Here is a 26,017-nt window from a genome sequence, read left to right on the forward strand (position 1 = left end):
CGCGCACGTCACTTGGCCACCCGAAAGTGGGTCGCCAGCACGAAATCCATCACGGCGTGCGCCTTGGCGACGTCCACCTCCGAAACGACCTTCGAGCGGTCCCAGTCTTCGGCCCCTCGCTCCCGCTGTGGCGAGAGCCGCAACCGGACGTGGCCACGCGAGTCGAGATTCCCGAGCGGCGCGACATAGACGGAGAACTCGAGGTCGTCCTTCGAGCGGAACGTGACCCCCGGGCTTCCGCCGAACGAGAACTGACGGTGGTCCTTGTAGGTGCCGTTCGGATCCGCGAGCCACTCCCCGGGCGCGCCACCGTTCGCGGTGGCCCCGGCCTCGATCTGCAACCGATGTCGTGGTTCGACGAAGTAACAGGAGCCCGGCGTGGCGATCGGCGCGAAGTCCGGGCCGAAGGCCATCTTGACCGCGTCGTGGAACACCGCGCACTCGACGTTCGGATCAGCCGCGCCCGCGGCGAGGATCAGCTCGGAAGTGGCAGGCACCTCGGCCTCGACCGCCGGATCGCAGTGGCCCCGGCGGTGGCGAAGTCGCGGAGGGTTCCGCAGTCCTTGCTCCGGCTCTGGATCCCCAGCTCGAACTGGACCGCGTGCTGGAAACTGACTGGCACGGTGATCGCGCAGCCGCTGACCGCGCCCTCGCGACGGGACTCGACCTGGTACGCCTTCACTCCGCCGAGGTCGACGACGGTTCCGTCGTTCCGGAGGGCCGCGTGGGCAGGGGCCACGTCCTTGACGTAGAGCAGGTCCATGTCGCCTCGGACGAGCGCGCACCGTTTCCTGCCGTGCTTCACCTCCGGACGTGTGGTCGCCAGTGCGGCGTCCAGCGGCTGCCGAAGCGCGTAGGTGACACGATCGATCAGGACGCAGAAGTCGGTCGCGGCGAGTGCGGCGCCGACGGCTTGTCCGTCGCGATCCGCAGGACGCGGTTGTTTCGGCTGCCATTTCGGAAACTGCGGTGGCGACGGGGGCGTATCCACGGAATCCGTACAAGCCGCCAGCAACCCGAGAACTATTGCGCCGAGAATCACTCTTCGAGGCTTCATTACGCAGAGTGTGCGAATTCGCCGGGTCGACCACCAGAAAGAACCCGGTTTCCTGGGGCACGTTCACACGATTGATTTTCACGGATAGTCATCAGGTTCGCCGACGCTATTCAGCGGGGAACGGGACTTTATGCAGCCGGGTTCACCGCCCCGGGAACCCTGGTAATCTCCCCGGCGTCGGATTACGCAGGGTGCATCGGGGAGAAGCACCTTGTAGCCACGGGAGGGGCGCATGACGACGGTGACTTCGGGGCGGCTTCGGCCATTCAGCGGGGAACGCTTTCAGACGGCAGGGGTGCATGGCCGTGCCTGAGGGGTCGCCGACCTATGAGCCGGGCTTCAACCCGGACTCGACCTGTCAAGCACCACCGACTGGCGGCTCCTACGGGGCACCGGTCGCTGAGGGCGCGGGGTTCAAGTACGACGAGGCGACTCTTCACGAACTGGCGAAGGAGTGGTCCGACCTGGCCAACGAGTATGCCACCGACCTCGAAGATGCAGAGTTCATCGCCAAGGCCCAGCCCCCAGGCCTGGAGTATGCGAGCGGAGACAATGCAAAGATCACCCGCGTGTCCGGCGGAGCGCTTGTCAAAGCCCTCAACCAGCGCGTCGCCTACTGTCAGAACATGGCCGCCAAGTACGTGACCGCTCTCGGCAAATACGCCACTGCGGACGAGGAGGCCAAAATCGTCGTCAACCAGCAACCGAAGGGCATCGCCTGATGCGACGCGCCACCCTGATCCTCAGTGCGGCCGCCCTCGCTGCTCTCTCCGCGTGCTCGACACCGACCGTCAACGGCAGCCCCACACCCACCAGCAGCGGACCGAATCCGGGCACCTCGAACCCGACCAGCTTGCCACCAGGCGTGCCCAGGGTCGAGCACCCGATCGACGTGACGCGGTTCAAACAATCCCCCTGCACCGCGCTCACCAAAACCCAGGTCGAGGAACTTCTCGGCCCCGGAGCCGAAGCCAAACCACGCGATGAATCAGCGGGCCCGGCATGCGCGTGGACCGTTGCCTCATTCACGCCTCGGGTCAGCGTGATCTTTGGCAGCGGCCCAGACGGAGGTACCGCAAGCGTGTACGCGGCCAAGGGAAACGCTTACAAGCTGGTCGAACCGCTCGAACCGCTAGACGGATACCCGGTGACGGCCTACGGCGTCATCGATCGCCGCGCCGAAGGCGCCTGTTCGGTATCGCTGGGAATCAGCGACACGCAAACCATCGGCATCGCACTGACACAGTCCCAAGCGAACGTCGGCAAGAAGGATCCCTGCGACGCGGCTCGTGAAGGCGCGGTCAGGGTGCTGGCCACCATCCGAGGGGGCAACTGATGCCGGCAGGACCGCTCACCGCCGACCAGATCTACGAGCAGATCACCAAGGGCGAAGGCGCCGGTTCGCTCTCCGAGGCTCAGCGTGCCGCGTTCAACCTGACCGTCAAGCACCACGAGCGCACGCAGAAGCTCACCGCGCTCACCCAGAAGACCATGGCCGGCTGGCAGGGTGGCGCCAGTGACGCTGCCGCCGACGCGACGAAGCCTGTCGTGGAAGCCGCGTACGACGACGCGATGCATCTGGCCGTGGCGCAGTTCGCCATCAGCTCCCAAATGGACGCGTTCGGCGCGGCCAAGAACTCCGTCAAGCCGGTTCCGCCCGATCAGCCCGCGCCGACCGCCGAGGACGTCAAGGCACTCATGGGCGGCGGCGGCCAGTTCACTTACTGGGACAGGGTCAAGGGGTACCAGGCCGACAGCCAGCACAACATCGACACCTTCGCGAGCTATCACTCGGCCAGCACCGCCAACGGTGACGAGTTGCCCGCCCAGTACGCGCAGCTCACCGATCCCGGCGGCAGCGTCACGTTGGACGACGGCAGCTCCGGCAAACCGGCGGCGAAGGGCTTCGGCGGTGGCTCCGACGGACGCGAACACGGTGTCGGCGAGCCCTACCGAGGCCCCAGCGGGCCGAGTGGGCCGGCGCCGGGTGGCGCGGCCGACAGCGGTCCTCAGCCCGGGCAAGGCCCCCAGCCAGGTCAGCCTCAGCCGGGCCAGCCGGGTCAGTACCCGAGCCCGCATCAGCCAGTCGGGCAACAACCCGACGACGGGACCCGCGCGAGTTCGTACACGCCGCCCCAGACCACACCGGTCGTGCCGCCGGCGGCGAACCTCGATTTCGGGCCGACCGGCAAGCCGAACCCCACGTACAACACGCCCGGCGTCTTCCCGCCCGGGTACGGCCCTGGAACGAGCGGGCCCACGCCTTACGGTCCGGGCACGGGTGGCAGGTCGCCCGGGGTGCCGGGCGGCGGCGGTTTCCGCGGCGGCGTTCCCGGTCCAGGTGGGATAGGCGGGACAGGCGGGCCCGGCCAGCAGTCCGGCATGGGTGGCCGAAGCGGCGCCGGGCTGCCAGGCGAAGGCGTCGGTGGCCGAGGCACGGCTGGAACGGCCGGGACAGCGGGTCGTGGCGGGGCGAACGGGATGCCGATGGCGCCCGGCGCCGCTCGCGGGAAGGGCGAGGAGGACAAGGAGAAGAAGGCTCCGGCGTACCTCCAGAACCCGGATCCGGAAGAGACCTTCGGCGGCGACACCGAAAAGCCGACGCCGCCGGTGATCGGCGAGAAGAAGAAGTAGCACCACAGTCGCAGGGGAGGGAGACACGTGGTGCTCGCGCGCCCGGTCGAGATCACGCTCGATACTCTGTTGACCGCGTTCCGTCACGCCGGTTGCGGAGATCCGCACCTGATCTTCGCGGGCGGCCTGCGCTACATTCCGCCGTCGTCGCGAAACGGCGAAGACCGAGCGGCGTTCGAGGAGCTCGGCGGCCTCGGGTTCACCGAGGGCAAGCGGCTGACCAGCGACTTCGAGGACGTCCTGCACATACTCGACCGGCCGAACACCGAGTACTACGCGACTGTGAGAACGGAGGCGGAGCAGTACAGCGTGCTCGTCGCCGTGCGCGGGCGCGCCGCGGTGACGGCGATCTGTGAAGGAAACCGGGTGTGGCTGAAGGGCGTGCGGACCTCCGACCGCGCGGCGGCACTCGTGCTGAACCTGCCCGAGTACCCGCCCGCGCGATTCTCCCCCTTTTCCTTGCCCCAGGACGACTTTAAGCTCGACAGCGAAAGCGGTCGCTACGACTCACGAAGCCGGGACGCGCGGTGGCTGGACGACGTCTTCGAGCAGCCCTATTTCGGTGTCGGGTTCTTCGCCGCGGCCATGCGCCCTGACGGGGGAAGACGCACAGAGGCAACGGACGGCCTGACGTATCTCGACCTCGACGCCGGACGGGTCGCCATGTACGTGAGCGGGTCTCCCCGGAACCGGTACATCACCGTCCTGCCCGGCGAACCCACGCTACTGGCCCAAAAGGTCGCCGCACTGCGAGCGAGTCTCGACCACTGACTCGATCAGGCGCACCGACCGCACCGGATCCAGCGCGACAGCGTCCACAGTGGACTGAAGATAGGGTTCGACATCGCAGGGCCGATGCAGGAACAGTCCGGATCGCCGATGTTCCAGATACACCACCGGCCGGGCGTCGCCGAATTCCAGCAGAACGTAGGCACCGCCGGGATGTGCTCCGGCGGCGAAGGGAATGACCCGAAGTTCGATGGCGGGCCGCTCGGTCAGCGAGACGAGATGCCGAAGCTGATTCGCCATCACCCGTGGCCCACCGACCTGACGGCACAGCGCTCCTTCGTCGATATAGGCGACGAACTTCTTCTGCCGTTCCCGCCGCGCTTCGATCGCCGCGCGGCAGAAAGGCCCGCAGCCCTCGCGTAGGAGGGCGTCTGCAGCAGGTCGGGGACGAGCGTGGTCGCGAAAGAGACGATCCTGCTGGCCTCCTTTTCGTACTGCGCGAGAGTCGTCAACTGGAGAGACACCTCGGCGAACCACCAGGCCCCGTTGTCGCGGGACAACGAGAGCAGCGCGTCCCGCCGCTCCCCGGTGACCTGGTAGATCGCGAGCAGCGCGGACACCTCCTCGGCGGAAGCTGCGCGCACGGCGGTTTCGATCCGGCTGATCGTCGACTGGGACCACGCCAGTTTGTCGGCCACTTCGGTCGCGGCCAATCTGGCGGCCCTCCGCGTGGCTCGAAGTCCATCGGCGAGGGCCCTCGCCTGGGGTGTGGGCTTGGGCTTCGGCCTCGCTCCCCTTCTCCAGGCGAGCAAGGATGCCAAGTGCACGGCGGCAATTCAGCCACTCGTGAGTGGCAATTCGCGTTCTCGCGAGGGGTGGTAGTCGTAGCTGTCCTCGTCATCCACCGACGGACGAGGCTTACTCGGCTTCCGCACCAACGGTTCCGGCCGTACCGCAGGCCTTCACGGACCACCAACCGGTCACGTGCCAGTGAGGTGGTCGCCGTCGCGCGAACCTTCCGACCTGGCCAAACGCGCCTGAAACGTGTGTACCCGAAACGCGTGAAGGCCCCCTTCCCTCGGCTGAGCCGAGGGAAGGGGGCCTTCACGCGCAAAGAAAAACTACTTGAGTGCGAAGCCGCCGGAGCCCGCCCAGTCGAGGGCGAACGCCGGGATGAGGCCGAGCACCAGCGTGACGATGACGCCGAGCGTGATCGCGGTGGTGGTGAACGCGCCGGGCACGGTGACGGTCGGGCCGTCGGGAGCCGGCTCGGAGAAGTACATCAGCACGATCACCCGCAGGTAGAAGAACGCGGCGACGGCGCTGAAGACCAGGGCGACGACGACCAGCGGCGCCATCCCGTCGGAAAGGGCCGCCGAGAACACCACGAACTTGCCGACGAACCCACTGGTCAGCGGGATACCGGCCAGCGCGAGCAGCAGGAAGGTGAACACCGCGGCCAGTACCGGAGACCGTTTCGCCAAACCGGCCCAGGCGGACAGGTGCGTCGCCTCGCCGTTCGAGTCCCGCACCAGCGAGACGACACCGAACGCGGCGAGCGTGGTGAAACCGTAGGCCAGCAGGTAGAACAGCGTGCTCGACAGGCCTTCTTCGGTCATCGCGATCGCGCCCACTAGCAGGAATCCGGCGTGCGCGATGGACGAGTAGGCGATCATGCGCTTCACGTCGGTCTGCGTGAGACCCAGCACCGCGCCGATCAGCATCGAGATGATCGCGACGCCCCACAGCACGCCGCGCCATTCCCAGCTGGTCGACTCGAACGCCACCGAGAACACCCGCAGGATCCCGCCGAACGCGGCGACCTTGGTGCAGGCACCCATGAACGCGGTGACCGGGGTCGGCGCGCCCTGGTAGACGTCCGGGGTCCAGGTGTGGAACGGGCCGACCGAACCCTTGAACAGCAGGCCGACCGCGAGCAGGCCGAGTCCGGCGAACAGCAGCGTGTCGGAACGGTCCGAGCCGGCGGCGGCGTTCGCGATGTCCGACAGTTTCACGGAGTTCGCGTAGCCGTACAGCAGCGCGAGACCGTAGAGGAAGAACGCCGACGAGAACGCGCCGAGCAGGAAGTACTTGACCGCCGATTCCTGCGAGAGCAGGCGACGACGCCGCGCGAGACCGCACATCAGGTACAACGGCAGGCTCAGCACTTCGAGCGCGATGAACATGGTGAGCAGGTCGTTGGCCGCGACGAACGACATCATGCCGCCGAGCGCGAACAGCGTCAGCGGGAAGACCTCGGTCTGCATGCCGGTGGTGCCGACCTGCGCGCGGTCCTGCAGCGTGCCCGGCCGGATGCCTGCCTGCGCGACGAACGCGCCGCCCGGTTCGACCGAGCGGTCCGCGATCAGCAGCACCGCGCCCAGCGCCAGCGCCAGCAGCGTGCCCCACAGGAACAGCGACGGCCGGTCGACGGCGATCGCGCCGCTGAAGGTCGTGATGCCTGCCTTCGGGGCGGACGAACTGGCGTACCAGACCAGGAAGACGCCCGCCGCCCCGATCCCGACCAGTGACAGGAAGACCTGCGACGGCCACCGCATGTGCTTGGGCAGGAAGGCCTCGAACAGCACGCTGACACACGCGGCGCCGAGGATGATCAGGATCGGCGTGACAGCGAAGTAGTCGATCGACGGCACCTGCACCGGTGGCGCCTGAGTCAAGAAGAGCACGGTTTACTTGCCTCCCTGCACGGACGACATCGTCGCCTGCACCGACGGGGTGATCGTGTCGAGCACCGGCTTGGGGTAGAACCCGAGCGCGATGATCAGCACGACCATCGGCGCCAGGATCGCGATCTCCCGGCCGCCGAGGTCCTTGATTGCTTTGGTCGCCCCGAGTTCGGGAGCGATCGCCGTGCCAGGACCACCGCCGGCGCCGATGAGGGCGTCTCCGCGGACGGGGCCCTGCATGACGCGCTGGTAGAGCCAGAGCACGTACGCCGCGGCCAGCACCATGCCGACCGTCGCGATGATCGTGTACACCGGGTAGTCCACAAAGGATCCCAGCAGCACCAGGAACTCACTGATGAAGGAGTTGGTGCCGGGCAGGGACAAAGTGGACAGACCGGCGATGAGCAGCATCCCGCCGAGCAGCGGGGTCACCTTCGCCATGCCGCCGTAGTCGGAGATCCGGGTGGACCCACCGCGCATCACGATGAGGCCGACGACCACGATCAGCATGCCGGTGGCGAGGCTGTGGTTGAGCATGTACGACACCGAGCCGACCATCGCCTGCTCGTTGAAGGTGAAGATGCCCATCGCGATGAAGCCGAAGTGGGCGATCGACACGTAGGCGATGAACCGCTTCATGTCGCGCTGCCCGGCCGCGAGGATCGAGCCGTAAAGGATACCCGCGACGGCGAGGACCAGCACCCACGGCGCGAGTTCCTTGCTGGCCTCCGGGAACATCGGAAGGCAGTAGCGCAGGAAGCCGAACGTGCCGACCTTGTCCAGCACGCCGACCAGCAGCACCGCGACGCCGATGGGAGCCTGGCCCGCGGCGTCCGGGAGCCAGGTGTGGAACGGCACCAAAGGGGCCTTGATCGCGAACGCGAGGAAGAACCCGATGAACAGCCAGATCTGCGTCCCCAGCGGGGCGTCGCGGACGACCGTGACGAGCGTTTCCCAGTCGAAGGTGCCCTTGCCGAGTTCGTCCGACGCCATCGAGTACGCCCCGATGGCCGAGGCCAGCATGATCAGGCCGCCGAGGAACGAGTACAGGAAGAACTTGACCGCCGCGTACTGCCGGTTCGCGCCGCCGTAGCCGCCGATCAGGAAGTACATCGGGATCAGCATGATCTCGAACAGCACGTAGAACAGGAAGACGTCGGTCGCGGCGAACACCGCGATGGTCAGCGCCTCCTGCACCAGGATCAGCGAGAGGAACCCGCCGGCCGAGCGTCCGGCCGGGAGCTTGTCGGTCAGGCCCAGCGCGCCGACCACGATCGGCACCAGCAGGCCGATGACCGCGATCATCACCAGCGCGATGCCGTCGATGCCGAACGAGATGTGGATGCCGAAGTTCGGGATCCAGTCCATCGAGGACTTCTGCTGGATCCGGTCCCCCGAGGGCACGTAGCTCGCCCACATCGGGATCACCAGCAGGAACGTCAGGAGCGACACCACGAGCGCGGTGAGCGTCGCCAGCCTGTCGTTCTTCTTCATCCCCGCGACGACCGCGGCGCCGGCCAGCGGCAGCAGGATGGTTGCGAGTACCCAGGTCATCAGGAGAACCTCACCAGCAGGAGTGCCGCCAGAAGCAGGAATGTGCCGCCCAGCATGGACAGTGCGTACGAGCGGACGAAGCCGGTCTGAAGGCGGCGCAGGCGCCCGGATCCGCCGCCGAGTGCGGCGGCGAGGCCGTTGACCGCGCCGTCGACCCCGCGGTTGTCCACGTAGACCAGTGCGCGGGCGAGCCAGGTGCCCGGACGGGCGACCAGCGTCTCGTTCAGGGTGTTGCCGTAGAGGTCGTTGCGCGCGGCCTTGACCACGGCGGAGACCCGCTCGGGCCGTTCCACCGGAACGTCCTTACGCCCGACGAAGAGCCACGCGGCCACCGCGCCGAGGACGGACAGCGCCACGGTGAGGAACGGGACCAGCAGATGCGGGATGACGCTGTGGCCACCCTCCTCGAGCGGTCCGACCACCGGGGCGAGCCATTCGGCGAACCGGTCGCCGAGGGCGAAGAACGCACCGGCGCCGATCGAACCGACGGCCAGGATGATCATCGGCCACTTCATCACCGCCGGCGATTCGTGCGGGTGGAAGTCGCGGCCGTCGCTGGACTTGATCTCCTTCCAGCGTTCCTTGCCGAAGAAGGTCATCACCATCAGGCGCGTCATGTAGAACGCGGTGAGCCCGGCGCCGAGCAGTGCCGCGCCGCCCATCACCCAGCCGCGCCAGCCGCCCTGGCTCAGCGCCGCTTCGATGATCGCGTCCTTGGTGAAGAAGCCGGACAGCGGTGGGATGCCGATCAGGGCGAGGTAACCGAGCGCGAAGGTCCAGAAGGTGACCGGCATGTGCTTGCGCAGCCCGCCGTACTTCCGCATGTCGACCTCGTCGTTCATGGCGTGCATGACCGAACCGGCCCCGAGGAACAGCCCCGCCTTGAAGAAACCGTGTGCGACCAGGTGCATGATGCCGAGCGCGTAGGCGATCGGCCCGAGGCCGACGGCCAGCATCATGTACCCGATCTGGCTGACCGTGGAGTACGCCAGGACCTTCTTGATGTCGTCGTAGGCGCAGCCGATGATGCACCCGATCAGGAGCGTGACCGTACCGACGAGGGTGACGATCAGGCGGCCGTCCGGGGTGGCGTTGAAGATCTCGTGCGCGCGGGCGACCAGGTAGACGCCGGCGGTGACCATCGTCGCCGCGTGGATGAGGGCCGAGACCGGGGTCGGGCCCTCCATCGCGTCCGGAAGCCATGCCTGCAACGGGAACTGACCGGATTTACCGCAGGCGCCCAGCAGCAGCAGGATCGCGATGGCGGTGATCGCGCCGGTCGGGATCTTGTCGATCGCGCCGAAGACCTCGGCGTAACCGGTGCTCCCGACGTACTTGAACATCAGGAAGATCGCCAGCGCGAGCCCGACGTCACCGACGCGGTTCATCAGGAACGCCTTCTTCGCCGCGGTGGCCGCGGACGGGCGGTCCTGGTACCAGCCGATGAGCAGGTACGACGCGAGACCGACGCCTTCCCAGCCGAGGTACAGCGTCACGAAGCTGTTGCCCAGCACCAGGATCAGCATCGAGGCGACGAACAGGTTGAGGTACGCGAAGAACCTCGACCGATCGCGGTCCTCGGCCATGTAGCCGATCGAGTAGAAGTGGATCAGCATGCCGACGCCGGTGATCAGCAGCACGAACGTCAGCGAAAGCGCGTCGATCCGGAGCCCGAAGTCGACCTGCAGCGCCGAAACCGGGATCCAGGAGAACAGTTTGACGTCCGCGACGTTCTTCGTGTCGGCCGTGAAGAAGAGGATCAGGCCGTACACAAAGGACAGTGAGACGGTCGCGCTGCCGAGGAGGTGTCCCCAGCCCCTGGCTCGTTTACCGGCCAGCAGAAGGATCAGTGCGCCAAGAGCCGGGAAGGCCACCAGCAGCCACGATGATGCGGTCACTCTTGAACCCCTAGTACTTCAGCAGGTTGGTGTCGTCGACCGAGGCCGAGCGCCGGGTGCGGAAGATCGCCATGATGATCGCCAGCCCCACCACGACCTCCGCGGCGGCCACGACCATCACGAAGAACGCCATCACCTGACCGTCGAGCGACCCGTTGATCCGGGCGAACGTGACCAGGGACAGGTTCGCCGCGTTCAGCATCAGCTCGATGCACATGAACACGACGATCGCGTTGCGGCGCACCAGCACCCCGACCGCGCCGATGGTGAACAGCAGCGCGGACAGGAGCAGGTAGTACGTCGGGGTCATTCCTTCTCCCCTTCAGGCTTGCCCACGAGAGCGTGTGCGTCGGGGCCTTCGGTCGAACCCGCGACCTGCTTGCGCTCGTCTTCCAGCCGGGAGGCCGAAGTGGACTCGATGATGTCCGAGAGCGACTCCGGCGCGATCGAGCCGTCCGGCAGCAGCGCCGGGGTGGCGATCGAGTTGGCGGTCGCGAAGACACCCGGGCCGGGCAGCGGCGAAGGCCGGTCGTGCTTACCGGTGAACCGGTCGACGACGAGTTCCTTCTGGTTCTTCTTGCCGCCCTTGGCGTGCCGGTCGGTGAAGGCGAGCACCATCGCGCCGAGCGCGGCGGTGATCAGCAGCGCCGAGGTGAGCTCGAACGGGAACAGGTACTTGGTGAAGATGAGCCGTCCCAGGCCGCCGGGGCCGCCGCCGTCGAGGCTCGCCGGGTCGAGCGGCATCGCCGGGGTGACGTTGGCCAGCGAGCGGGCGAGACCGGCCGCGAGCAGCCCGCCGACGCCGATGCCGAGCAGGGTCGCCATGACCCGCTGGCCGCGCAGGACTTCGACGACCGAATCCGAGCTCTCCCTGCCGACCATCATCAGCACGAACAGGAACAGCATCATGATCGCGCCGGTGTAGACGATGATCTGCGTGAAGCCGAGGAACGGCGCCTGCTGGATCATGTACAGCGCGCCGAGACACAGCATCGTGAGGACCAGCCACAGCGCCGAGTGCACGGCGTTGCGGGAGAAGACCATGCCGAGCGCGACGGCGAGCGCGAGCGGGCCGAGCACCCAGAACGCGATGGTCTCGCCGGTGGTGATCCCGGCCGAAACGTCCGTCTGGGCGAGGAAAGCCGTGATCACTGGACGGCCTCCGTGTTCTCGGCGGGCTTCGGGCGCGCGAGTTCGGGACCGTTGACGTAGTAGTCCTGCTCGTTGTCGCCCAGCCGCATCGGGTGCGGCGGCTGCTCCATACCGGGCAGCAGCGGCGCGAGGAGGTCTTCCTTCGTGTAGATCAACCGCTGCCGGTCGTCGTCGGCCAGCTCGTAGAAGTTGATCATCGTCAGGGACCGGGTGGGGCAGGCCTCGACGCACAACCCGCAGCCGATGCAGCGCAGGTAGTTGATCTGGTAGTCGGCGCCGTACCGCTCACCGGGCGAGAAGCGTGCCTCTTCGGTGTTGTCGCCGCCTTCGACGAAGATCGCGTCCGCCGGGCAGGCCCACGCGCACAGCTCGCAGCCGACGCATTTCTCCAGCCCGTCCGGATGCCGGTTCAGCTGGTGCCTGCCGTGGTAACGCGGAGCGGCGGGGGCGCCTGCCTCCGGGTACTCCTCGGTGGCGACCTTCTTGAACATCATCCCGAAGGTGACACCGAAACCCTTGATGGGATCAAACATCCCCATCGCCGGCCTCCCTTCCACTGGAAACCGCCGCGGGCTTGCGCTTGGCAGCCCGGGCTTCGGCCTTCGCGACGGCCTTCTGACGCGGAGTCTGGTCCGGAACCTGCAGGTCGAGCGGCGGCACCGGGAATCCGCCACCGGTCACCGGGACGTAGTCGTCGTCCGGGACCTTCTTGTCCGGCAGCAGCAGGCTCAGGATGACGACGACGAGGATGAGCGCGCCGCCGCCGATGAGGATCTGCGGGGTGGAGAGGCCGCCCGAGTTCTTGATCGCGCGGACCGTGACGATCACGACGATCCAGATCAGGTTGACCGGGACCAGGACCTTCCAGCCCAGCCGCATGAACTGGTCGTACCGCAGCCGCGGCAGCGTGCCGCGCAGCCAGATGAAGCCGAACAGCAGGATGAACAGCTTGGCCGTGAACCACAGCAGCGGGAGCCAGCCCTGGTTGAGCGCGTGGTCGGCGCCGACGAACGGGAACTTCCAGCCGCCGAGGAACAACGTGGTCGCGAACGCCGAAACGATCACCATGTTGACGTACTCGGCGAGGAAGAACATCGCGAACTTCATCGAGCTGTACTCGGTGTGGAAACCGCCGACCAGCTCGGATTCGGCCTCGGGGAGGTCGAACGGCGCACGGTTGGTCTCGCCGACCATGGAGATCAGGTAGATCACGAAACTCGGCAGCAGCAGGTAGAAGTACCAGCCGGTCTGCTGCGACTCGACGATCGCCGACGTCGACATCGAACCCGCGTAGAGGATGACGCCCACGATGGACAGACCCATCGCGATCTCGTAGGAGATCACCTGAGCCGCGCTTCGCAGCCCGCCGAGCAGCGGATACGGCGAGCCGGACGACCAGCCGGCCAGCACCAGGCCGTACACACCGATCGAGGAGCAGGCGAGGATCACCAGCACGCCGACCGGCAGATCGACCAGCTGGAGCGTGGTGCGCTCACCGAAGATCGAAACCACCGGGCCGAACGGGATCGCGGCCAGCGCGATCAGCGCCGGCACCGCGGAGATCACCGGCGCGAGGAAGTACACCTTGCGGTCGGCGGTGTCCGGGATGATCTGTTCCTTGAACGGCAGCTTGATCGCGTCCGCGAGGGACTGCAGGTAGCCGCCGGGCCCGACCCGGTTGGGGCCGGGACGGTTCTGCATCCGGCCGACGGCCTTGCGCTCCCAGACGATCAGGAAGATCGTCAGGATCGGGCCGATCAGCAGGATGACGACCGTCTTGATCAGGATCAGCCACAACGGGTCGTCGGCCAGCAGCGCCGCCCGCTCGGCGGCGTCCGGCATCTGGCTGAGCAACGGAGTCACTTCTCACCTCCGGTGAGGGTGACGGCCGAACCGTGACCGGCCGCGAGCGCGGCGCGGACGGCCGAGCCGTCGGAGTTGCCCGGGAGCCACACGACGCCGTCCGGCAGGTCCGCGACCTCGATCGGCAACGTGATGGAACCGCGTTCGGTGGAGACCTTCACGGTCTTGCCCAAGCCTTCGGCGGTCTTCGCCGAGAGCTTGGCGACGACCTCGCGCTGCGTGCCCTTGAGATGCGGCTCGCCGTCCTGCAGCGAACCGTTGTCGATCAGCTGCCGCCAGGTGGCGAGGAGAACCTGACCGTCCTGGGGCTCGGCGCGTGCAATGAACGGTCCGTTACTGGCAAATTCTGCAAGGAACGAGCCGTTCCTAGCAGGCAGCTTGGCGAGATCGGCGGCAGCGGCGGCCGGGGTCTGCGTGAAGATGTCCGCGTCCATCTCGACGGCGAGGGTGTCGAGCACCCGGCAGTCCGGCAAGGCGCCGGTGCCTTCGAGGGTGACGGCGAACTCGCGGCGGCGGCCTTCCCAGTTCAGGTAGCTGCCCGCCTTCTCGACCGCCGGGGCGATCGGGAGGACGACGTTCGCGTGTTCGGTGACCCCGCTGTGCCGCAGTTCCAGGCTGACCACGAAGGGCACATTTTTCAAAGCGCGGCGGGCCAGGTCCGGATCGGGCAGGTCGTCCGGGTCGACGCCGCCGACCAGCAGGCCGTCGATGTCCTGACCGGAAGCGGCCTTGAGGATGGCGGTGGTGTCGCGGCCCGTCGTGGCGGAAAGCGTGACGCCCCAAGCCTTTTCGATCTCGGCGCGAGCCGCGTCGTCGGTGACCGGACGGCCACCGGGCAGCAGCGTCGGCGCCGCGCCCGCCGCCAGGGCACCGCGTTCACCCGCGCGACGCGGGATCCATGCGAGCCGGGCGCCGGTGCGCTCCACCAGCCGGTGCAGGGCCGAGAACAGACCGGGGACCTCGGCGGCACGTTCGCCGACGAGGATCACGGCGCCTTCTGCGGCCAAGGCCTGGTCGACGTCCTGCGCGTGCTGCGCGATGCCGTCGATCGCGGCGGCCTCGCTGCCCGGCGCGCAGGCCAGCAGCTCGCCGAAGGTCTTGCTGACCGAGGAGGTGGTCCACTGTCCCAAGTGGACGACGCGGGTGCGGTTCTTGCGGGCCGCCTTGCGCAGCCGCAGGAACACGATCGGCGCCTCGTCCTCCGGCTCGAACGCGACGCACAGCACCGTGCGTGCCCGCTCGATCTCGCCGAACGTGACGCCGCTTTCCGGCGTCGTCCCGACCACGTGCGATGCGAGGAAGCCCAGCTCCTCGCCAGAGTGCGGCCGCGCACGGAAGTCGATGTCGTTGGTGCCCAAGGCGATCCGCGCGAACTTCGAGTACGCGTAGGCGTCCTCGACAGTCAACCTGCCACCGGTGAGCACCGCGGCACCCTTGCCGTCCCGCGCCTCGGCGAGCCCGGCGGCGGCCGCGCGCAGCGCGTCGGTCCAGGAAGCCTCTTCCAGCACGCCATCGGCGTTGCGGATCAGCGGACGGCGGATGCGGTCATCGGCGGTGGCGTAGCGGAAGGCGAAGCGGCCCTTGTCGCAGATCCACTCTTCGTTGACCTCGGGGTCGTCGCCCGCCAGCTTCCGCATGACCTTGCCGCGGCGGAAGTCGGTCCGCTCGGCGCAGCCGGACGAGCAGTGCTCGCACACACTCGGCGCGGACACCAGGTCGAACGGCCGCGAACGGAACCGGTACGCGGCCGACGTCAGCGCGCCGACCGGGCAGATCTGGATGACGTTGCCGGAGAAGTACGACTGGAACGGCTGGCCGGACGTGGTCCGCGAAGCCAGGTCCAGCACGTCCGCGGTCTCCGCGGTACCGATCTGCTGGTGGGCGCCGCGTTCGAGCAGCTCGATGAACGGGTCGCCGGCGATCTCGCGGGAGAACCGGGTGCAGCGCTGGCAGAGCACGCAACGCTCGCGGTCCAGCAGCACCTGCGAGGAGATCGGCAGCGGCTTCGGGAACGTCCGCTTCGTGTCGACGAAACGGGATTCCGCGCGGCCGTGCGCGAGCGCCTGGTTCTGCAGCGGGCATTCGCCGCCCTTGTCGCAGACCGGGCAGTCCAGCGGGTGGTTGATGAGCAGCAGCTCCATCACACCCTGCTGGGCCTTGTCCGCGACGGCCGAGGTCAGCTGGGTCTTCACGACCATGCCGTCGGCGACCGTCATGGTGCACGAGGCCTGCGGCTTCGGCATCGGACGGCCACCCATTTCGACCTCGACCAGGCACTGGCGACAGGCGCCGGCCGGGTCGAGCAGCGGGTGGTCGCAGAAGCGCGGGATGACCGTGCCGAGCCGTTCGGCGGTGCGGATCAGCAGCTCGCCCTTGGGCGCGATGACCTCTTCACCGTCGATGACCAGCTTGACATGGCCCTCGGGGACCGGGGTGTCCTCTGTGGACGTTCCCGGCCTGTCGGGTGCGATCGTCATGCCTGCGCCCCCACCAGTTCGCGCTTGTTGGTTTCACAAAGTGCGAGGAATTCCTCGCGGAAGTACTTGATCCCGCTCTGGATCGGCGAGACCGCGCCGTCGCCGAGTGCGCAGAACGAGCGGCCGAGGATGTTGTCGCAGACATCGAGCAGGGTGTCGATGTCCTCCTCGGTGCCGTGGCCCGCGACCATGCGCTCCAGGATCTGCGCCAGCCAGTACGTGCCCTCGCGGCACGGCGTGCACTTGCCGCAGGACTCGTGCTCGTAGAACTGCGTCCACTTCATCACGGCCCACGGCACGGAAACGGTCTCGTTGAAGACCTGCACGGCCGTCGTGCCCAGCATCGACCCGGCTTCCGCCGCGCCTTCGAAGTCCAGCGGAACATCGAGGTGTTCCTTGGTGAACATCGGCGTGGACGAACCACCCGGCGTCCAGAACTTCAGCGGGATGCCGTCCTTCATGCCGCCCGCCATGTCCAGCAGTTCGCGCAGCGTGGTGCCGAGCGGGCATTCGTACTGGCCGGGCTTCTCGACGTGGCCGGAGATCGAGTAGATCTTCGGGCCGGGCGACTTCTCGCGGCCCATCTGGCGGAACCAGTCCGAACCGCCGTTGATGATGTACGGCGCGCTGGCGATGGTCTCGACGTTGTTCACCGTGGTCGGCGCGGCGTAGAGCCCCGCGGCGGCCGGGAAGGGCGGCTTGAGCCGCGGCTGGCCGCGGCGGCCTTCCAGCGAGTCCAGCAGCGCCGTCTCCTCGCCGCAGATGTACGCCCCGGCGCCCGCGTGCACGGTGATGTCGAGGTCGAATCCGGAGTCGAGGATGTTCTTGCCGAGGTAGCCCGCTTCGTAGGCCTCGCGCACGGCCGCGTTGAGACGGCGGATGCAGTGCAGCGCCTCGCCGCGGACGTAGATGAAGCAGTGGTGCGAACGCATCGCGTACGAGGCGATGATGCAGCCCTCGATCAGCGAGTGCGGGTCCGCCATCATCAGCGGGATGTCCTTGCAGGTGCCCGGCTCGCCCTCGTCGGCGTTGATGACGAGGTAGTGCGGCTTGTCCTCGTTCGGCGGCATGAAGGACCATTTGATGCCGGCCGGGAAGCCCGCGCCGCCACGGCCGCGGAGGCCGGAGTCCTTGACCAGCTGGACGATCTGCTCGGGAGTGGCCTTGAGCGCCTTGCGGATCGCGGTGTAGCCCTCGAGGGCTTCGTAGGACTGGATCGTCCAGGAGTTGGGCGAAAGCCAGCGCTTCGTGAGGACCGGAGTGATGGGATCGGCCATTACTTCTTCTCCACTTCGGGCAGTGGGACGTCCTTCATCGCGGGCGCGGTCCAGCCGCGGTCCTGCGCGACCTGCGCGCCCCGCAGGGTTTCGACGGCCTGCGAAGGACCATCGACGTCCGTGCGGTACTGCTGCGCGTCCTCCGGGAAGAACCCGGCGAGCTGCAGTTCGGCGCCCTTGAAGTTCGTCAGCGGCGCGCCGCGCGTCGGGGCGGGCTTCTTGCCCGCCTGCAACGCGTCGACCAGCGCGACGGCCTTGTCCTCGGTCTGGTTGTCGAAGTACTCGTAGTTGACCTGGATGACCGGGGCGAGGTCACAGGCCGCGAGACATTCGGCGTGTTCGAGGGTGATCGAGCCGGGCTCGTTCGGCGTACCCGCGGTCTCGTTGTGCCCCAACGGCTTCTCTTCGGAGCCGAGATGCGTCTGGAGCTTCTTGTAGATCGCGTCGCCGCCCATGGCCGCGCACAGCGTGTTCGTGCAGACGCTCACCAGGTGCTCGCCGCACGGGCGGCGCTTGTACATGGTGTAGAACGTCGCGACCGCGCTGACCTCGGCGTCGGACAGGTCCAGCCGCGCGGCGCAGAAGGCGATGCCCTCCTGGCTCACGTAACCCTGCACCGACTGCACCAGGTGCAGCAGCGGCAGCAGCGCCGACCGGGACTGCGGGTACCGCGAGATCAGGTTCTGCGCCTTGGCATAGGTGTCGGCGTCGAAGATGTCTTCGAGCTTCGCGTTCTCCAGGATCCCCTCCGCCTCGGCGGGATCCGGCGCGATCGCGATCACGTCGACGTCGCCACCGGCGGCGATGTGGGTCTGCTCGGCCAGGCTGGTGCCGGGCTCGGGCGTCGGTGTCGTTCCGGGCTGGGTGCTCAACGGTCCACTCCCCCCATGACGGGGTCGATCGAGGCGATGGCGGCGATCACGTCCGCCACCAGGCCGCCTTCGGCCATCGCGGGCATCGACTGCAGGTTCACGAAACTCGGTTCGCGCACGTGGACTCGCAGCGGCCTGGTGCCGCCGTCGGAGACCAGGTGCACGCCGAGTTCGCCGCGCGGCGATTCCACCGACGTGTAGGTCTGGCCCGGCGGGACCTTGAAGCCCTCGGTGACCAGTTTGAAGTGATGGATCAGCGATTCCATCGACTGGCCCATGATCTTGCGGACGTGCTCGAGCGAGTTGCCCATGCCGTCGCTGCCGATCGAGAGCTGCGCCGGCCAGGCCACCTTCTTGTCCTCGACCATGACCGGGCCCGGCTCGAGCTTCTTCAGGCACTGCTTGATGATCCGCAGGCTCTGGTGCATCTCCTCGACACGCAGCAGGTACCGCGCCCAGCAGTCCGCGTCGGTCGAGGTCGGGATGTCGAACTCGAACTCGTCGTAGCGGGAGTACGGCTCGGTCTTGCGCATGTCCCACGGCAGACCGGCGCTGCGCAGCACCGGGCCGGTGACACCGAGCGCGAGGCAGGCGTCGACCGGCAGGTACCCGACACCCTTGAGCCGGTTGCGCCAGATCGGCTGACCGGTGAAGAGCTTGTCGTACAGGGGAAGCCGCTCTTCCATCACCTTGACGAACGCGCTGACGACCTCTTGGTAGTCGGCAGGCATGTCCTGGGCGAGGCCGCCGGGGCGGATGAACGCGTGGTTCATCCGGAGACCGGTGAGGTGCTCCAGCAGGTGCAGGACCTCTTCGCGCTCACGGAAGCCGAGCGTCATCGCCGTGGTGGCACCGAGTTCCATGCCGCCGGTGGCGATGTAGACCAGGTGCGAGCCGATGCGGTTGATCTCCAGCAGCATCACGCGCAGCAGCTCGGCGCGGCGCGGGGCCTGGATGCCGAGCAGCTTCTCGACACCGAGGCAGTACGCCATCTCGGTCGAGAGCGGCGCGAGGTAGTCCATGCGCGTCACGAAGGTGACGCCCTGGGTCCACGTGCGGTACTCGCAGTTCTTCTCGATCCCGGTGTGCAGGTAGCCGATGACCGAGCGGAGCTGGGTGACGGTCTCGCCCTCCATCTCCAGCACGAGCCGGAGCACGCCGTGCGTCGACGGGTGCTGCGGGCCCATGTTGATGACCATGCGCTCGTCGTGGCGGGAGTCCTCGATGACGTCTTCCCAGTCACCGCCGGAGACGGTGTAGACGCGGCCTTCGGTGGTGTCGCGGGAGTCGGCTTCGGGGACGCTGTCGCTGCCCTCAGGCGAAGTGTCGGTGCCTGTGGTCACGTCGGAGAGGTGTTCGGTGCTCACGAGTAAGACCTCCGCTGGTCCGGCGGCGGGATCTCCGCGCCCTTGTATTCGACGGGAATCCCGCCGAGCGGGTAGTCCTTGCGCTGGGGGTGGCCGTCCCAGTCGTCCGGCATGAGGATGCGGGTCAGCGCCGGGTGGCCGTCATAGACGATGCCGAACATGTCCCAGGTCTCCCGCTCCTGCCAGTCGGCCGTCGGGTAGACCCCGACCAGCGACGGGACGTGCGGGTCTTCGATGTCGAGGGTGACCTCGAGCCGGATGCGGCGGCGGTAGGTCATCGACGTGAAGTGGTAGACCGAGTGCAGCCGCTGCGGGACGTCGACGCCGTAGTCCACGCCGGAGACGGAGCTGAGCAGCTCGAAGCGCAGCCCGGTGTCGTCGCGCAGGACCTTGGCGATCTCGACGAGGTGCTCGCGGGCGACGTAGAAGGTGATCTCACCGCGGTCGACCGTGGTCTGCAGGACCGCGTTCGCCGGGATCTTGTTGTCCGCCAAGGCCGCGTAGAACTCGTCGGCGAACTCGTCGAACCAGCCGCCGTACGGGCGCTCCGCCGGGGGCGGGCTGTACGCCGGGAGGCGGACGCCGCCGTAACCGGAGGTGTCACCGGTGCCGCGCACGCCGAACATGCCCTGGCGCGCTTTACCGGTGACGACCGGTTCGGCCGGGCGGGTGCCTTGGGGTTCGAGGCCGCCTTCGGGACGGTCGGCGCTGGACTGCTCGCCGCCGGTTTCCGGCTTCTCTTCAGGGTTACTGGCTTCAGGCACGTCGCTCACTTCTTCGCGTACTTGATCGAGGAGGCGATCAGCTCGGTGCGCTCACCGCTGGCGGCGCGGATCGCGGCCCGGCGGGCGTTGATCGGCTCGTCCTGGATCTTGGCGTGCAGCTTCAGGATCGCGTCGAGCAGCATTTCGGGGCGCGGCGGGCAACCGGGGAGGTACATGTCGACCGGGACGATGTGGTCGACGCCCTGCACCACGGCGTAGTTGTTGAACATCCCGCCGGACGAGGCGCAGACGCCCATCGCCAGCACCCACTTGGGCTCGGCCATCTGGTCGTAGATCTGGCGGAGCACCGGCGCCATCTTCTGCGTGACACGGCCGGCGACGATCATCAGATCCGCCTGGCGCGGCGTCGCGCTGAAGCGCTCCATGCCGAAACGCGCGATGTCGTAGCGGGAACCGCCGACGGTCATCATCTCGATCGCGCAGCAGGCGAGACCGAAGGTGGCGGGCCACATCGAGTTCTTGCGCGCCCAGTTGACCAGGCCTTCAAGGCTGGCGAGCAGGATGCCGTTGGGGAGTTTTTCTTCGAGGCCCATGCGTCTCTAGTTCCAATCCAGGCCGCCGCGACGCCATACGTAGGCGTACGCGAAACCGACCGTCGCGATGAACAGCACGATCTCCACCAGGCCGAACATGCCCAGCGCGTCCGCGGAGACCGCGAACGGGTAGAGGAAGACCATCTCGATGTCGAACAGGATGAACAGCATCGCGGTGATGTAGTACGCGACCGGCATCCGGCCGCCGCCGACGACCGGTTGCGGCGACGGTTCGATACCGCATTCGTAGGCCGCGGTCTTCGCCCTGTTGGGGCGGCTCGGGCCGACCAGCGGGCCGAGCAGCACCGAGAGCACCGCGAAGCCGAGAGCGAGGACGAACAGAAGGACCAGGGGGAGGTACATGTCCAGATTGGGCACCGCGGGGGTGCTCGCCTGGGTCAGCACGGGCAACATCAGCACGGGGTTTTCGCCATCCTTTCCGCGCCGCTGCGGTTTTCGAGTCGGGGTTCACCGCTTCCCTCGGTCGGCACCCTAAGTCACCTGGGTCACACCGCCGAGGGTTAGGCAACCCTTACGGGCCGTGCATGACGGCCCCCTTGCTTGTGAAATAGTTCACAAGCCTCCCGTCGAGGATGTGAAGCGATTCACAAAGCATGGGCCGAGTGTAGGACGTGACTCACATTCTTGTCCCTAGGCCCCGTGCTATAAGGCTGCCCTAACTTGGCCGCACGGCCAGTACGGTTACTTCCGGCGTGCGGTACCGATGACCTGCGACGTCGTTCCCAAGATCGGCTTCCCAGGGTCGTTCGACCACATTTGTCCTGTGACCGATACCACTGCCCGGAGTACCCGTGATTGGTCCAGACGTGTGGAACCCACGCAGGTGGGGCGGGGCGAGCGGCCTGCGGTGGAGGCGTGGGCCGGGTGGGTCGTGAGTGGTAAGTGTCGTTCTAACGACACTTACCACTCACGACGCCCCAGCAGCCTTCAGCGTTGTGAAAGTGGCTTTCACGACCCTCTGAGCAGGGTCGGGGTCGCCGTGCCCACCACCAAGCGGCTGGAGGGGACTTTTCCCCACGTCAGACGCGACGAAAGGCCCTTCGCCGCGCGAGATGCGGCGAAGGGCCCCCCTTCAGCCCGGCGTCAGCGCGGAGAGGGGGTGGCCCGGGCCAGCGCGGCGATGAGGCGGTCGACGCCGTCCCCGCCCTTGGCGTCGTAGCAGCCCGAGAGTCCCTTGTAGACCAACGGAAGGATCGAGTTGATCCGCAGTCCGTACTTCGTCGCGGCGTGCATGACCTTCGGCTTCCCGATCAGCTTCGCGAACACGTTGCCGAGCCGGTAGTAGCCGCCCATCAGCTCACCGACCGCGCGCGGGTAGCCCTCCAGCGCCCGCTCACGGGACGGGCCCTCGCGGCGCGCCAACGCCTGCACGACGAACTCCGACGCCAGCTGCGCGGACTCCATCGCGGCCGAGATGCCCTCGCCGTTGAACGGGCTGACCATGCCGCCCGCGTCGCCGAGCAGCAGCAGGCCGTCGCGGTAGTGCGGGGTGCGGTTGAAACCCATCGGAAGACCGGCGCCGCCGACCTTGCCGACGGCGTTCTCCTCGCGGTAGCCCCATTCCTCGGGCGTTCCGTCGAGCCACTGGCGCAGCAGCGCGCGGTAGTCGGTGCTGCGGAACGCGGCCGACGTCGACAGCATGCCGAGGCCGACGTTCACCGTGCCGTCGCCCAGCGGGAACGCCCAGCCGTAGCCGGGCAGCAGCTTGGGGTCGCGCGGGTCCGAGCGGTCCCACAGCTCCAGGTGGCCCTCGATGAACGGGTCGTCGTGGCGCGGGCTCTTGTAGTACTGCCGCACCGCGACACCCATCGGGCGCTTCTCGTTCTTCTGGATGCCGACGCTCAGCGCGAGCCGCGCGGAGACGCCGTCGCAGGCCAGTACCAGCGGAGCGCGGTAGCTCACCGGCGTCTTCTCCGGGCCCACCTTCGCCTCGACGCCGATCACGCGGCCGGTCGGGCTGGTGATGGCGCCGGTGACGGTGGTGCGCTCGTAGAGCCGCGCGCCCGCCTTGACCGCGGTCTTCGCGAGCAGGTCGTCGAAGTCCTGACGGGTGCGCGAAACGCCGTACGGCGGGTAGCTGGTCAGGTCCGGCCAGTCGAGCTCCAGCGTGAGCTCGCCGGTGAGGATCCGCAGGCCGCGGCTGTGCACCCAGCCCGCGTCCTCGCTGGTGTCGATCCCCAGGTCGATGAGCTGCTTGACGCCGCGCGGGGTCAGGCCGTCGCCGCACACCTTCTCGCGCGGGAACTCGGTCTTCTCCAGCAGCAGCACGTCGACGCCCGCACGGGCGAGGTACGTGGCGGCGGTGGAGCCGGCCGGTCCGGCACCGACGACGATGACTTCGGCGTCGTGATCAGCGTTGCGACGTGTCATGGCCGCGAGTTTATGCGGGCTTTTTGGCGCGGTGGATGGCGACGACGCCGAACGTGAGGTTCAGCCACTCCACCTCGGTCCATCCGGCGCTCGCGATGATCTCCCCGAGCGTCCGCTGATCCGGCCACGCCAGCATGGATTCGGCCAGGTAGGAGTAGGCCTCGGGGTTCGACGAGGTCCGCGCGCCGACCCAGGTGAGCAGCTTCGCGATGAACTTCCGGTGCAGGAACCGGATCGGCGGGAATGTGGGCGTCGACACCTCGCAGATCACCAGCCTGCCGCCCGGTTTGACCACCCGCGCGATCTCGGTGAGCGCGGCCTTCGTGTCGACGAAGTTCCGCAGCGCGAGCGAGATGGTGACCGCGTCGAAGCTCTCGTCGGCGAACGGCAGCTTCATCGCGTCGGCGGCCACCATGGGGACGCCGCGGTGCTTGCCCGCCCTGAGCATGCCGACCGAGAAGTCCGCCGCGAGACACCAGGCGCCGTTGCGCGCGTACTCGACGGTGGACACGCCGGTGCCCGCGGCGAGGTCCAGCACCTTCTCGCCGCGTTTGGCGTCCAGCACCCGGCCGGTGATGGTGCGCCAGCGGCGGTCGAAGCCGAAGGTCATGAACGAATTCGCGCGGTCGTAGCCGTCCGCGACGTCGTCGAACATGGCGGCGACTTCGTGCGGATCCTTGTCAAGACTCGCTCGGGACATGCCCCAAACACTAACTCGACCGCGCTGAGACACGTCGGCCAAGCGGGAGCAAAGCGGCGCCCCGTAGGTTCACCTGGCCCGGTGAAGCAACGCCGGGGCACGGTGCGCACCGGCCCCCGCGACCTCACCGGCGAGGATCCTCCGCTCCAGCAACCGCAGTTCCGGCCCCGGTTCGAGGCCGAGCTGATCGACCGAGACCCGGCGCGCCCGCCGGTACGCCGCCAGCGCGTCGGAGGTGCGCCCGGCCCGCCAAAGAGCGTCCATCAGGAGGTACTGGGCACGCTGCCGCAAGGGATGCCGCCGCACCAGATCCGCCAGTTCGACGGCCGCGCTCGCGTGCCGCCCGAGGTCGAGTTCGGCCTGGTAGAGCTCTTCGAGCAGGACCAGGCGGTGCTCCGAGAGGCGCATCGTCTCGTCCGAAAGCAGCGGGACGTCCAAGCCGTCGTAGGGCGCGCCGTGCCAGTGCGTCAGGGCCTGCCGGATCAGTGACGCGCGCTGCGCGGGGTCCGCGGACTTCAGCGCCTGGCCTGCCAGCGTCTCGAAGGTCTCGACGTCCAGCTCGCCGGGATGGACCTCCAGGCGGTAGCCGCCGTTGTCGAAGCCGAGCCGGTCTCCTTCGGGCAGGGCCTGCCGCAGCTTGTGGACGTGCCAGTGCAGCTTCGGTACCGCCCGCGGCTCCCACTTGCTCTCCCACAGTGCCTCGGTGAGCACGTTCACCGGCACGAAGGTGTTCGCCCGGACCAGCAGCACGCCGAGGAGCGTTCTCCGCATCCGGCCGTGCAGCGGGACCGACCGCGAACCGGAAGAGATGCTGAACGTGCCCAGTACTTCGAACCTCACGTGCCGTCCTCTCGCTCGATGGCGTGAGGGGACGATGAATGCCGGTTGTACAAAAGAGATACAAAGTGATCAAGTGAGTGCGGAGAGCATTCCCTGCACCGATCTTGGCCAGGCGAATTCCTCCGCCCGGGCCCTCCCCGCCGCCCGCCGGGCGTCCTCGGGACGTTCGAGCAGGCCGGTAACGGCACCGGCAAAAGCGGGTGCGCGATCGTCCACCGCCGCGCCGCAGCCGGGCCGCACGATCTCCCGCAGCGCCGACGACGCCGAGACCACCACCGGAGTCCCCGAAGCGAGCGCCTCCAGCGCGGCCAGCCCGAACGTCTCGTGTGGACCCGGCGCGAGGGAGACGTCCGCGCTGGCCAGCAGGCGCGCGACGTCGCTGCGTCCGGAAAGGAAGCCGAGGAAGGTCACCGGAAGCCCGCGTGCCCGCCGTTCCAGCGCACGCCGCCGAGGGCCGTCACCGGCGATCACGAGCCGGACGCGATGCCCTGCCTCGATCAGCTCGGCGACGGTGTCGACACTGCGCTCGACGTGCTTCTCCGGCGACAAACGTCCACAGTGGACGATCAGCGCGTCCGCGTCACCGGACAGCGTGTGCCGCCAGCCGTCGTCGCGCCGGGCCGGGGCGAACGTCGTGAGGTCGACGCCGAGCGGGACCCGTCGCACGTTCGGCGCGGCGATCCGGTCGAATTCCGCGCGGGCGAACGCCGTCGTGCAGACGACCGTGTCGTAGCGCCGCGCCATCCGCCGGTTCGCGACGTCCGCGACGCGCCGCGCGACGGGTTCCGGCATCAGGAACTGTTCCAGCAGCCTGTCCAGCCGCTCGTGCGAGATCACCATGCTGGGCACGCCGTTGCGCCGCGCCCAGACGCCCATGCCGCGCAGCGTGAGCCTGTCGGACACTTCCAGCCTGTCCGGCTCCAGGCGTTCCAGCACCGCGCGCACCCGGTGCGGATCCACCGCGCGATAGCCGCCGGTGCCCGGGATCCGCGGTGCCGGAAGGGAGAACCGGCGGACTCCCGAAGGCAGCGTCTCGTCCGCGTAGCGCCGCCCCGGCACCACGAGGGTCACCTGATGACCGCTCGCCACGTAACCGGCGCCGAGGTGATGCAGCGCGGTTCGCAGCCCGCCCGAGCGTGGCCCGTAGAAGTTGGCCAGCTGGACTATGTGCATTTCGAGTCCGCCTTGTGCCCGGTTCCTT

26 protein-coding genes are annotated in these 26,017 nt (G+C 68.0%); 4 read left to right on the forward strand and 22 right to left on the reverse strand.

From position 1 onward, the window contains the following. Positions 1 to 8: 8 nt before the first annotated feature. Together DMH03_RS42495 and DMH03_RS42500 are read right to left on the reverse strand one after the other, a co-directional pair. The gene (locus tag DMH03_RS42495; RefSeq protein ID WP_233611221.1) at positions 9 to 497 is read right to left on the reverse strand and encodes a hypothetical protein; all 489 of its coding nucleotides are present in this window, start codon (positions 495 to 497) and stop codon (positions 9 to 11) included. Further along, on the reverse strand, positions 476 to 991 hold the full coding sequence (locus DMH03_RS42500) for a hypothetical protein (protein WP_233611222.1): 516 nt from the start codon (positions 989 to 991) through the stop codon (positions 476 to 478). Before DMH03_RS42500 ends, DMH03_RS42495 begins: the two co-directional genes overlap by 22 nt. A 365-nt stretch (positions 992 to 1,356) precedes the next feature. Here DMH03_RS42500 and DMH03_RS01255 point away from each other — a divergent pair, with 365 nt between their 5' ends. The 4 genes from DMH03_RS01255 to DMH03_RS01270 are packed head-to-tail and all read left to right on the forward strand — an operon-like array spanning position 1,357 to position 4,462. Further along, entirely contained in the window at positions 1,357 to 1,779 is a 423-nt protein-coding gene (locus DMH03_RS01255; RefSeq protein ID WP_125790180.1) for a hypothetical protein, read from the forward strand. Further along, entirely contained in the window at positions 1,779 to 2,393 is a 615-nt protein-coding gene (locus DMH03_RS01260; RefSeq protein ID WP_125790181.1) for a DUF3558 domain-containing protein, read from the forward strand. Before DMH03_RS01255 ends, DMH03_RS01260 begins: the two co-directional genes overlap by 1 nt. After that, positions 2,393 to 3,691 (forward strand): PPE domain-containing protein, encoded by a 1,299-nt coding sequence (locus DMH03_RS42955; protein ID WP_125790182.1) that lies wholly within the window; start codon positions 2,393 to 2,395, stop codon positions 3,689 to 3,691. Before DMH03_RS01260 ends, DMH03_RS42955 begins: the two co-directional genes overlap by 1 nt. A 27-nt stretch (positions 3,692 to 3,718) precedes the next feature. Then, positions 3,719 to 4,462: an ESX secretion-associated protein EspG gene (locus tag DMH03_RS01270; RefSeq protein WP_125790183.1), complete on the forward strand. Its 744-nt coding sequence runs from the start codon at positions 3,719 to 3,721 to the stop codon at positions 4,460 to 4,462. Here the strand turns inward: DMH03_RS01270 and DMH03_RS42825 are convergent. The 20 genes from DMH03_RS42825 to DMH03_RS01365 all read right to left on the reverse strand — a co-directional run bounded on the left by DMH03_RS42825 (position 4,415) and on the right by DMH03_RS01365 (position 25,989). After that, entirely contained in the window at positions 4,415 to 4,807 is a 393-nt protein-coding gene (locus DMH03_RS42825) for a DUF5753 domain-containing protein (RefSeq protein ID WP_255431233.1), read from the reverse strand. The two genes, DMH03_RS01270 and DMH03_RS42825, sit on opposite strands and share 48 nt — an antisense overlap. Then, positions 4,720 to 5,133 carry a helix-turn-helix transcriptional regulator gene (locus DMH03_RS42830; RefSeq protein WP_255431223.1) on the reverse strand — a complete coding sequence of 138 codons (414 nt, stop codon included), beginning with the start codon at positions 5,131 to 5,133 and terminating at the stop codon, positions 4,720 to 4,722. The genes DMH03_RS42825 and DMH03_RS42830 overlap by 88 nt, the downstream gene beginning before the upstream one ends. Positions 5,134 to 5,541: 408 nt before the next feature. Beyond that, positions 5,542 to 7,107, reverse strand: a complete 1,566-nt coding sequence (gene nuoN / locus DMH03_RS01280; protein WP_125790184.1) for an NADH-quinone oxidoreductase subunit NuoN — start codon at positions 7,105 to 7,107, stop codon at positions 5,542 to 5,544. 3 nt (positions 7,108 to 7,110) lie between these two features. Continuing rightward, positions 7,111 to 8,661 (reverse strand): NADH-quinone oxidoreductase subunit M, encoded by a 1,551-nt coding sequence (locus DMH03_RS01285; RefSeq protein ID WP_125790185.1) that lies wholly within the window; start codon positions 8,659 to 8,661, stop codon positions 7,111 to 7,113. Beyond that, positions 8,661 to 10,559 carry an NADH-quinone oxidoreductase subunit L gene (gene nuoL / locus DMH03_RS01290; protein ID WP_125790186.1) on the reverse strand — a complete coding sequence of 633 codons (1,899 nt, stop codon included), beginning with the start codon at positions 10,557 to 10,559 and terminating at the stop codon, positions 8,661 to 8,663. The genes DMH03_RS01285 and nuoL overlap by 1 nt, the downstream gene beginning before the upstream one ends. A 10-nt stretch (positions 10,560 to 10,569) precedes the next feature. Further along, positions 10,570 to 10,869, reverse strand: a complete 300-nt coding sequence (gene nuoK, locus DMH03_RS01295) for an NADH-quinone oxidoreductase subunit NuoK (protein ID WP_061980060.1) — start codon at positions 10,867 to 10,869, stop codon at positions 10,570 to 10,572. Then, positions 10,866 to 11,711, reverse strand: a complete 846-nt coding sequence (locus tag DMH03_RS01300) for an NADH-quinone oxidoreductase subunit J (protein WP_125790187.1) — start codon at positions 11,709 to 11,711, stop codon at positions 10,866 to 10,868. The genes nuoK and DMH03_RS01300 overlap by 4 nt, the downstream gene beginning before the upstream one ends. Beyond that, positions 11,708 to 12,250, reverse strand: coding sequence for an NADH-quinone oxidoreductase subunit NuoI (nuoI, locus tag DMH03_RS01305; RefSeq protein ID WP_125790188.1), 543 nt, complete (start codon positions 12,248 to 12,250; stop codon positions 11,708 to 11,710). Before nuoI ends, DMH03_RS01300 begins: the two co-directional genes overlap by 4 nt. After that, positions 12,237 to 13,574, reverse strand: a complete 1,338-nt coding sequence (gene nuoH / locus DMH03_RS01310) for an NADH-quinone oxidoreductase subunit NuoH (RefSeq protein ID WP_233611224.1) — start codon at positions 13,572 to 13,574, stop codon at positions 12,237 to 12,239. Before nuoH ends, nuoI begins: the two co-directional genes overlap by 14 nt. Then, a complete protein-coding gene (locus DMH03_RS01315; RefSeq protein WP_125790189.1) occupies positions 13,571 to 16,051 on the reverse strand; it encodes an NADH-quinone oxidoreductase subunit G in 2,481 nt (826 codons plus the stop codon). Before DMH03_RS01315 ends, nuoH begins: the two co-directional genes overlap by 4 nt. Continuing rightward, entirely contained in the window at positions 16,048 to 17,328 is a 1,281-nt protein-coding gene (gene nuoF / locus DMH03_RS01320; RefSeq protein WP_125790190.1) for an NADH-quinone oxidoreductase subunit NuoF, read from the reverse strand. Before nuoF ends, DMH03_RS01315 begins: the two co-directional genes overlap by 4 nt. Beyond that, positions 17,328 to 18,200 carry an NADH-quinone oxidoreductase subunit NuoE gene (nuoE, locus tag DMH03_RS01325; protein ID WP_125790191.1) on the reverse strand — a complete coding sequence of 291 codons (873 nt, stop codon included), beginning with the start codon at positions 18,198 to 18,200 and terminating at the stop codon, positions 17,328 to 17,330. Before nuoE ends, nuoF begins: the two co-directional genes overlap by 1 nt. After that, entirely contained in the window at positions 18,197 to 19,567 is a 1,371-nt protein-coding gene (locus tag DMH03_RS01330) for an NADH-quinone oxidoreductase subunit D (protein WP_125790192.1), read from the reverse strand. The genes nuoE and DMH03_RS01330 overlap by 4 nt, the downstream gene beginning before the upstream one ends. Continuing rightward, positions 19,564 to 20,331, reverse strand: coding sequence for an NADH-quinone oxidoreductase subunit C (locus DMH03_RS01335; protein ID WP_125790193.1), 768 nt, complete (start codon positions 20,329 to 20,331; stop codon positions 19,564 to 19,566). The genes DMH03_RS01330 and DMH03_RS01335 overlap by 4 nt, the downstream gene beginning before the upstream one ends. A gap of 5 nt (positions 20,332 to 20,336) precedes the next feature. After that, on the reverse strand, positions 20,337 to 20,885 hold the full coding sequence (locus DMH03_RS01340; protein WP_005151847.1) for an NADH-quinone oxidoreductase subunit B family protein: 549 nt from the start codon (positions 20,883 to 20,885) through the stop codon (positions 20,337 to 20,339). A gap of 6 nt (positions 20,886 to 20,891) precedes the next feature. Next, positions 20,892 to 21,299: an NADH-quinone oxidoreductase subunit A gene (locus DMH03_RS01345; protein ID WP_125791481.1), complete on the reverse strand. Its 408-nt coding sequence runs from the start codon at positions 21,297 to 21,299 to the stop codon at positions 20,892 to 20,894. 690 nt (positions 21,300 to 21,989) lie between these two features. Further along, positions 21,990 to 23,276 (reverse strand): geranylgeranyl reductase family protein, encoded by a 1,287-nt coding sequence (locus DMH03_RS01350; protein ID WP_125790194.1) that lies wholly within the window; start codon positions 23,274 to 23,276, stop codon positions 21,990 to 21,992. A gap of 10 nt (positions 23,277 to 23,286) precedes the next feature. Further along, a complete protein-coding gene (locus tag DMH03_RS01355; RefSeq protein ID WP_125790195.1) occupies positions 23,287 to 23,976 on the reverse strand; it encodes a demethylmenaquinone methyltransferase in 690 nt (229 codons plus the stop codon). Between the two features lie 69 nt (positions 23,977 to 24,045). Next, positions 24,046 to 24,816 (reverse strand): AfsR/SARP family transcriptional regulator, encoded by a 771-nt coding sequence (locus tag DMH03_RS01360; protein ID WP_125790196.1) that lies wholly within the window; start codon positions 24,814 to 24,816, stop codon positions 24,046 to 24,048. A gap of 69 nt (positions 24,817 to 24,885) precedes the next feature. Then, positions 24,886 to 25,989, reverse strand: coding sequence for a glycosyltransferase family 1 protein (locus tag DMH03_RS01365; RefSeq protein ID WP_125790197.1), 1,104 nt, complete (start codon positions 25,987 to 25,989; stop codon positions 24,886 to 24,888). Positions 25,990 to 26,017 lie beyond the last annotated feature (28 nt).

The sequence above is a fragment of the Amycolatopsis sp. WAC 01376 genome, assembly GCF_003947415.1.
Lineage (GTDB): Bacteria > Actinomycetota > Actinomycetes > Mycobacteriales > Pseudonocardiaceae > Amycolatopsis.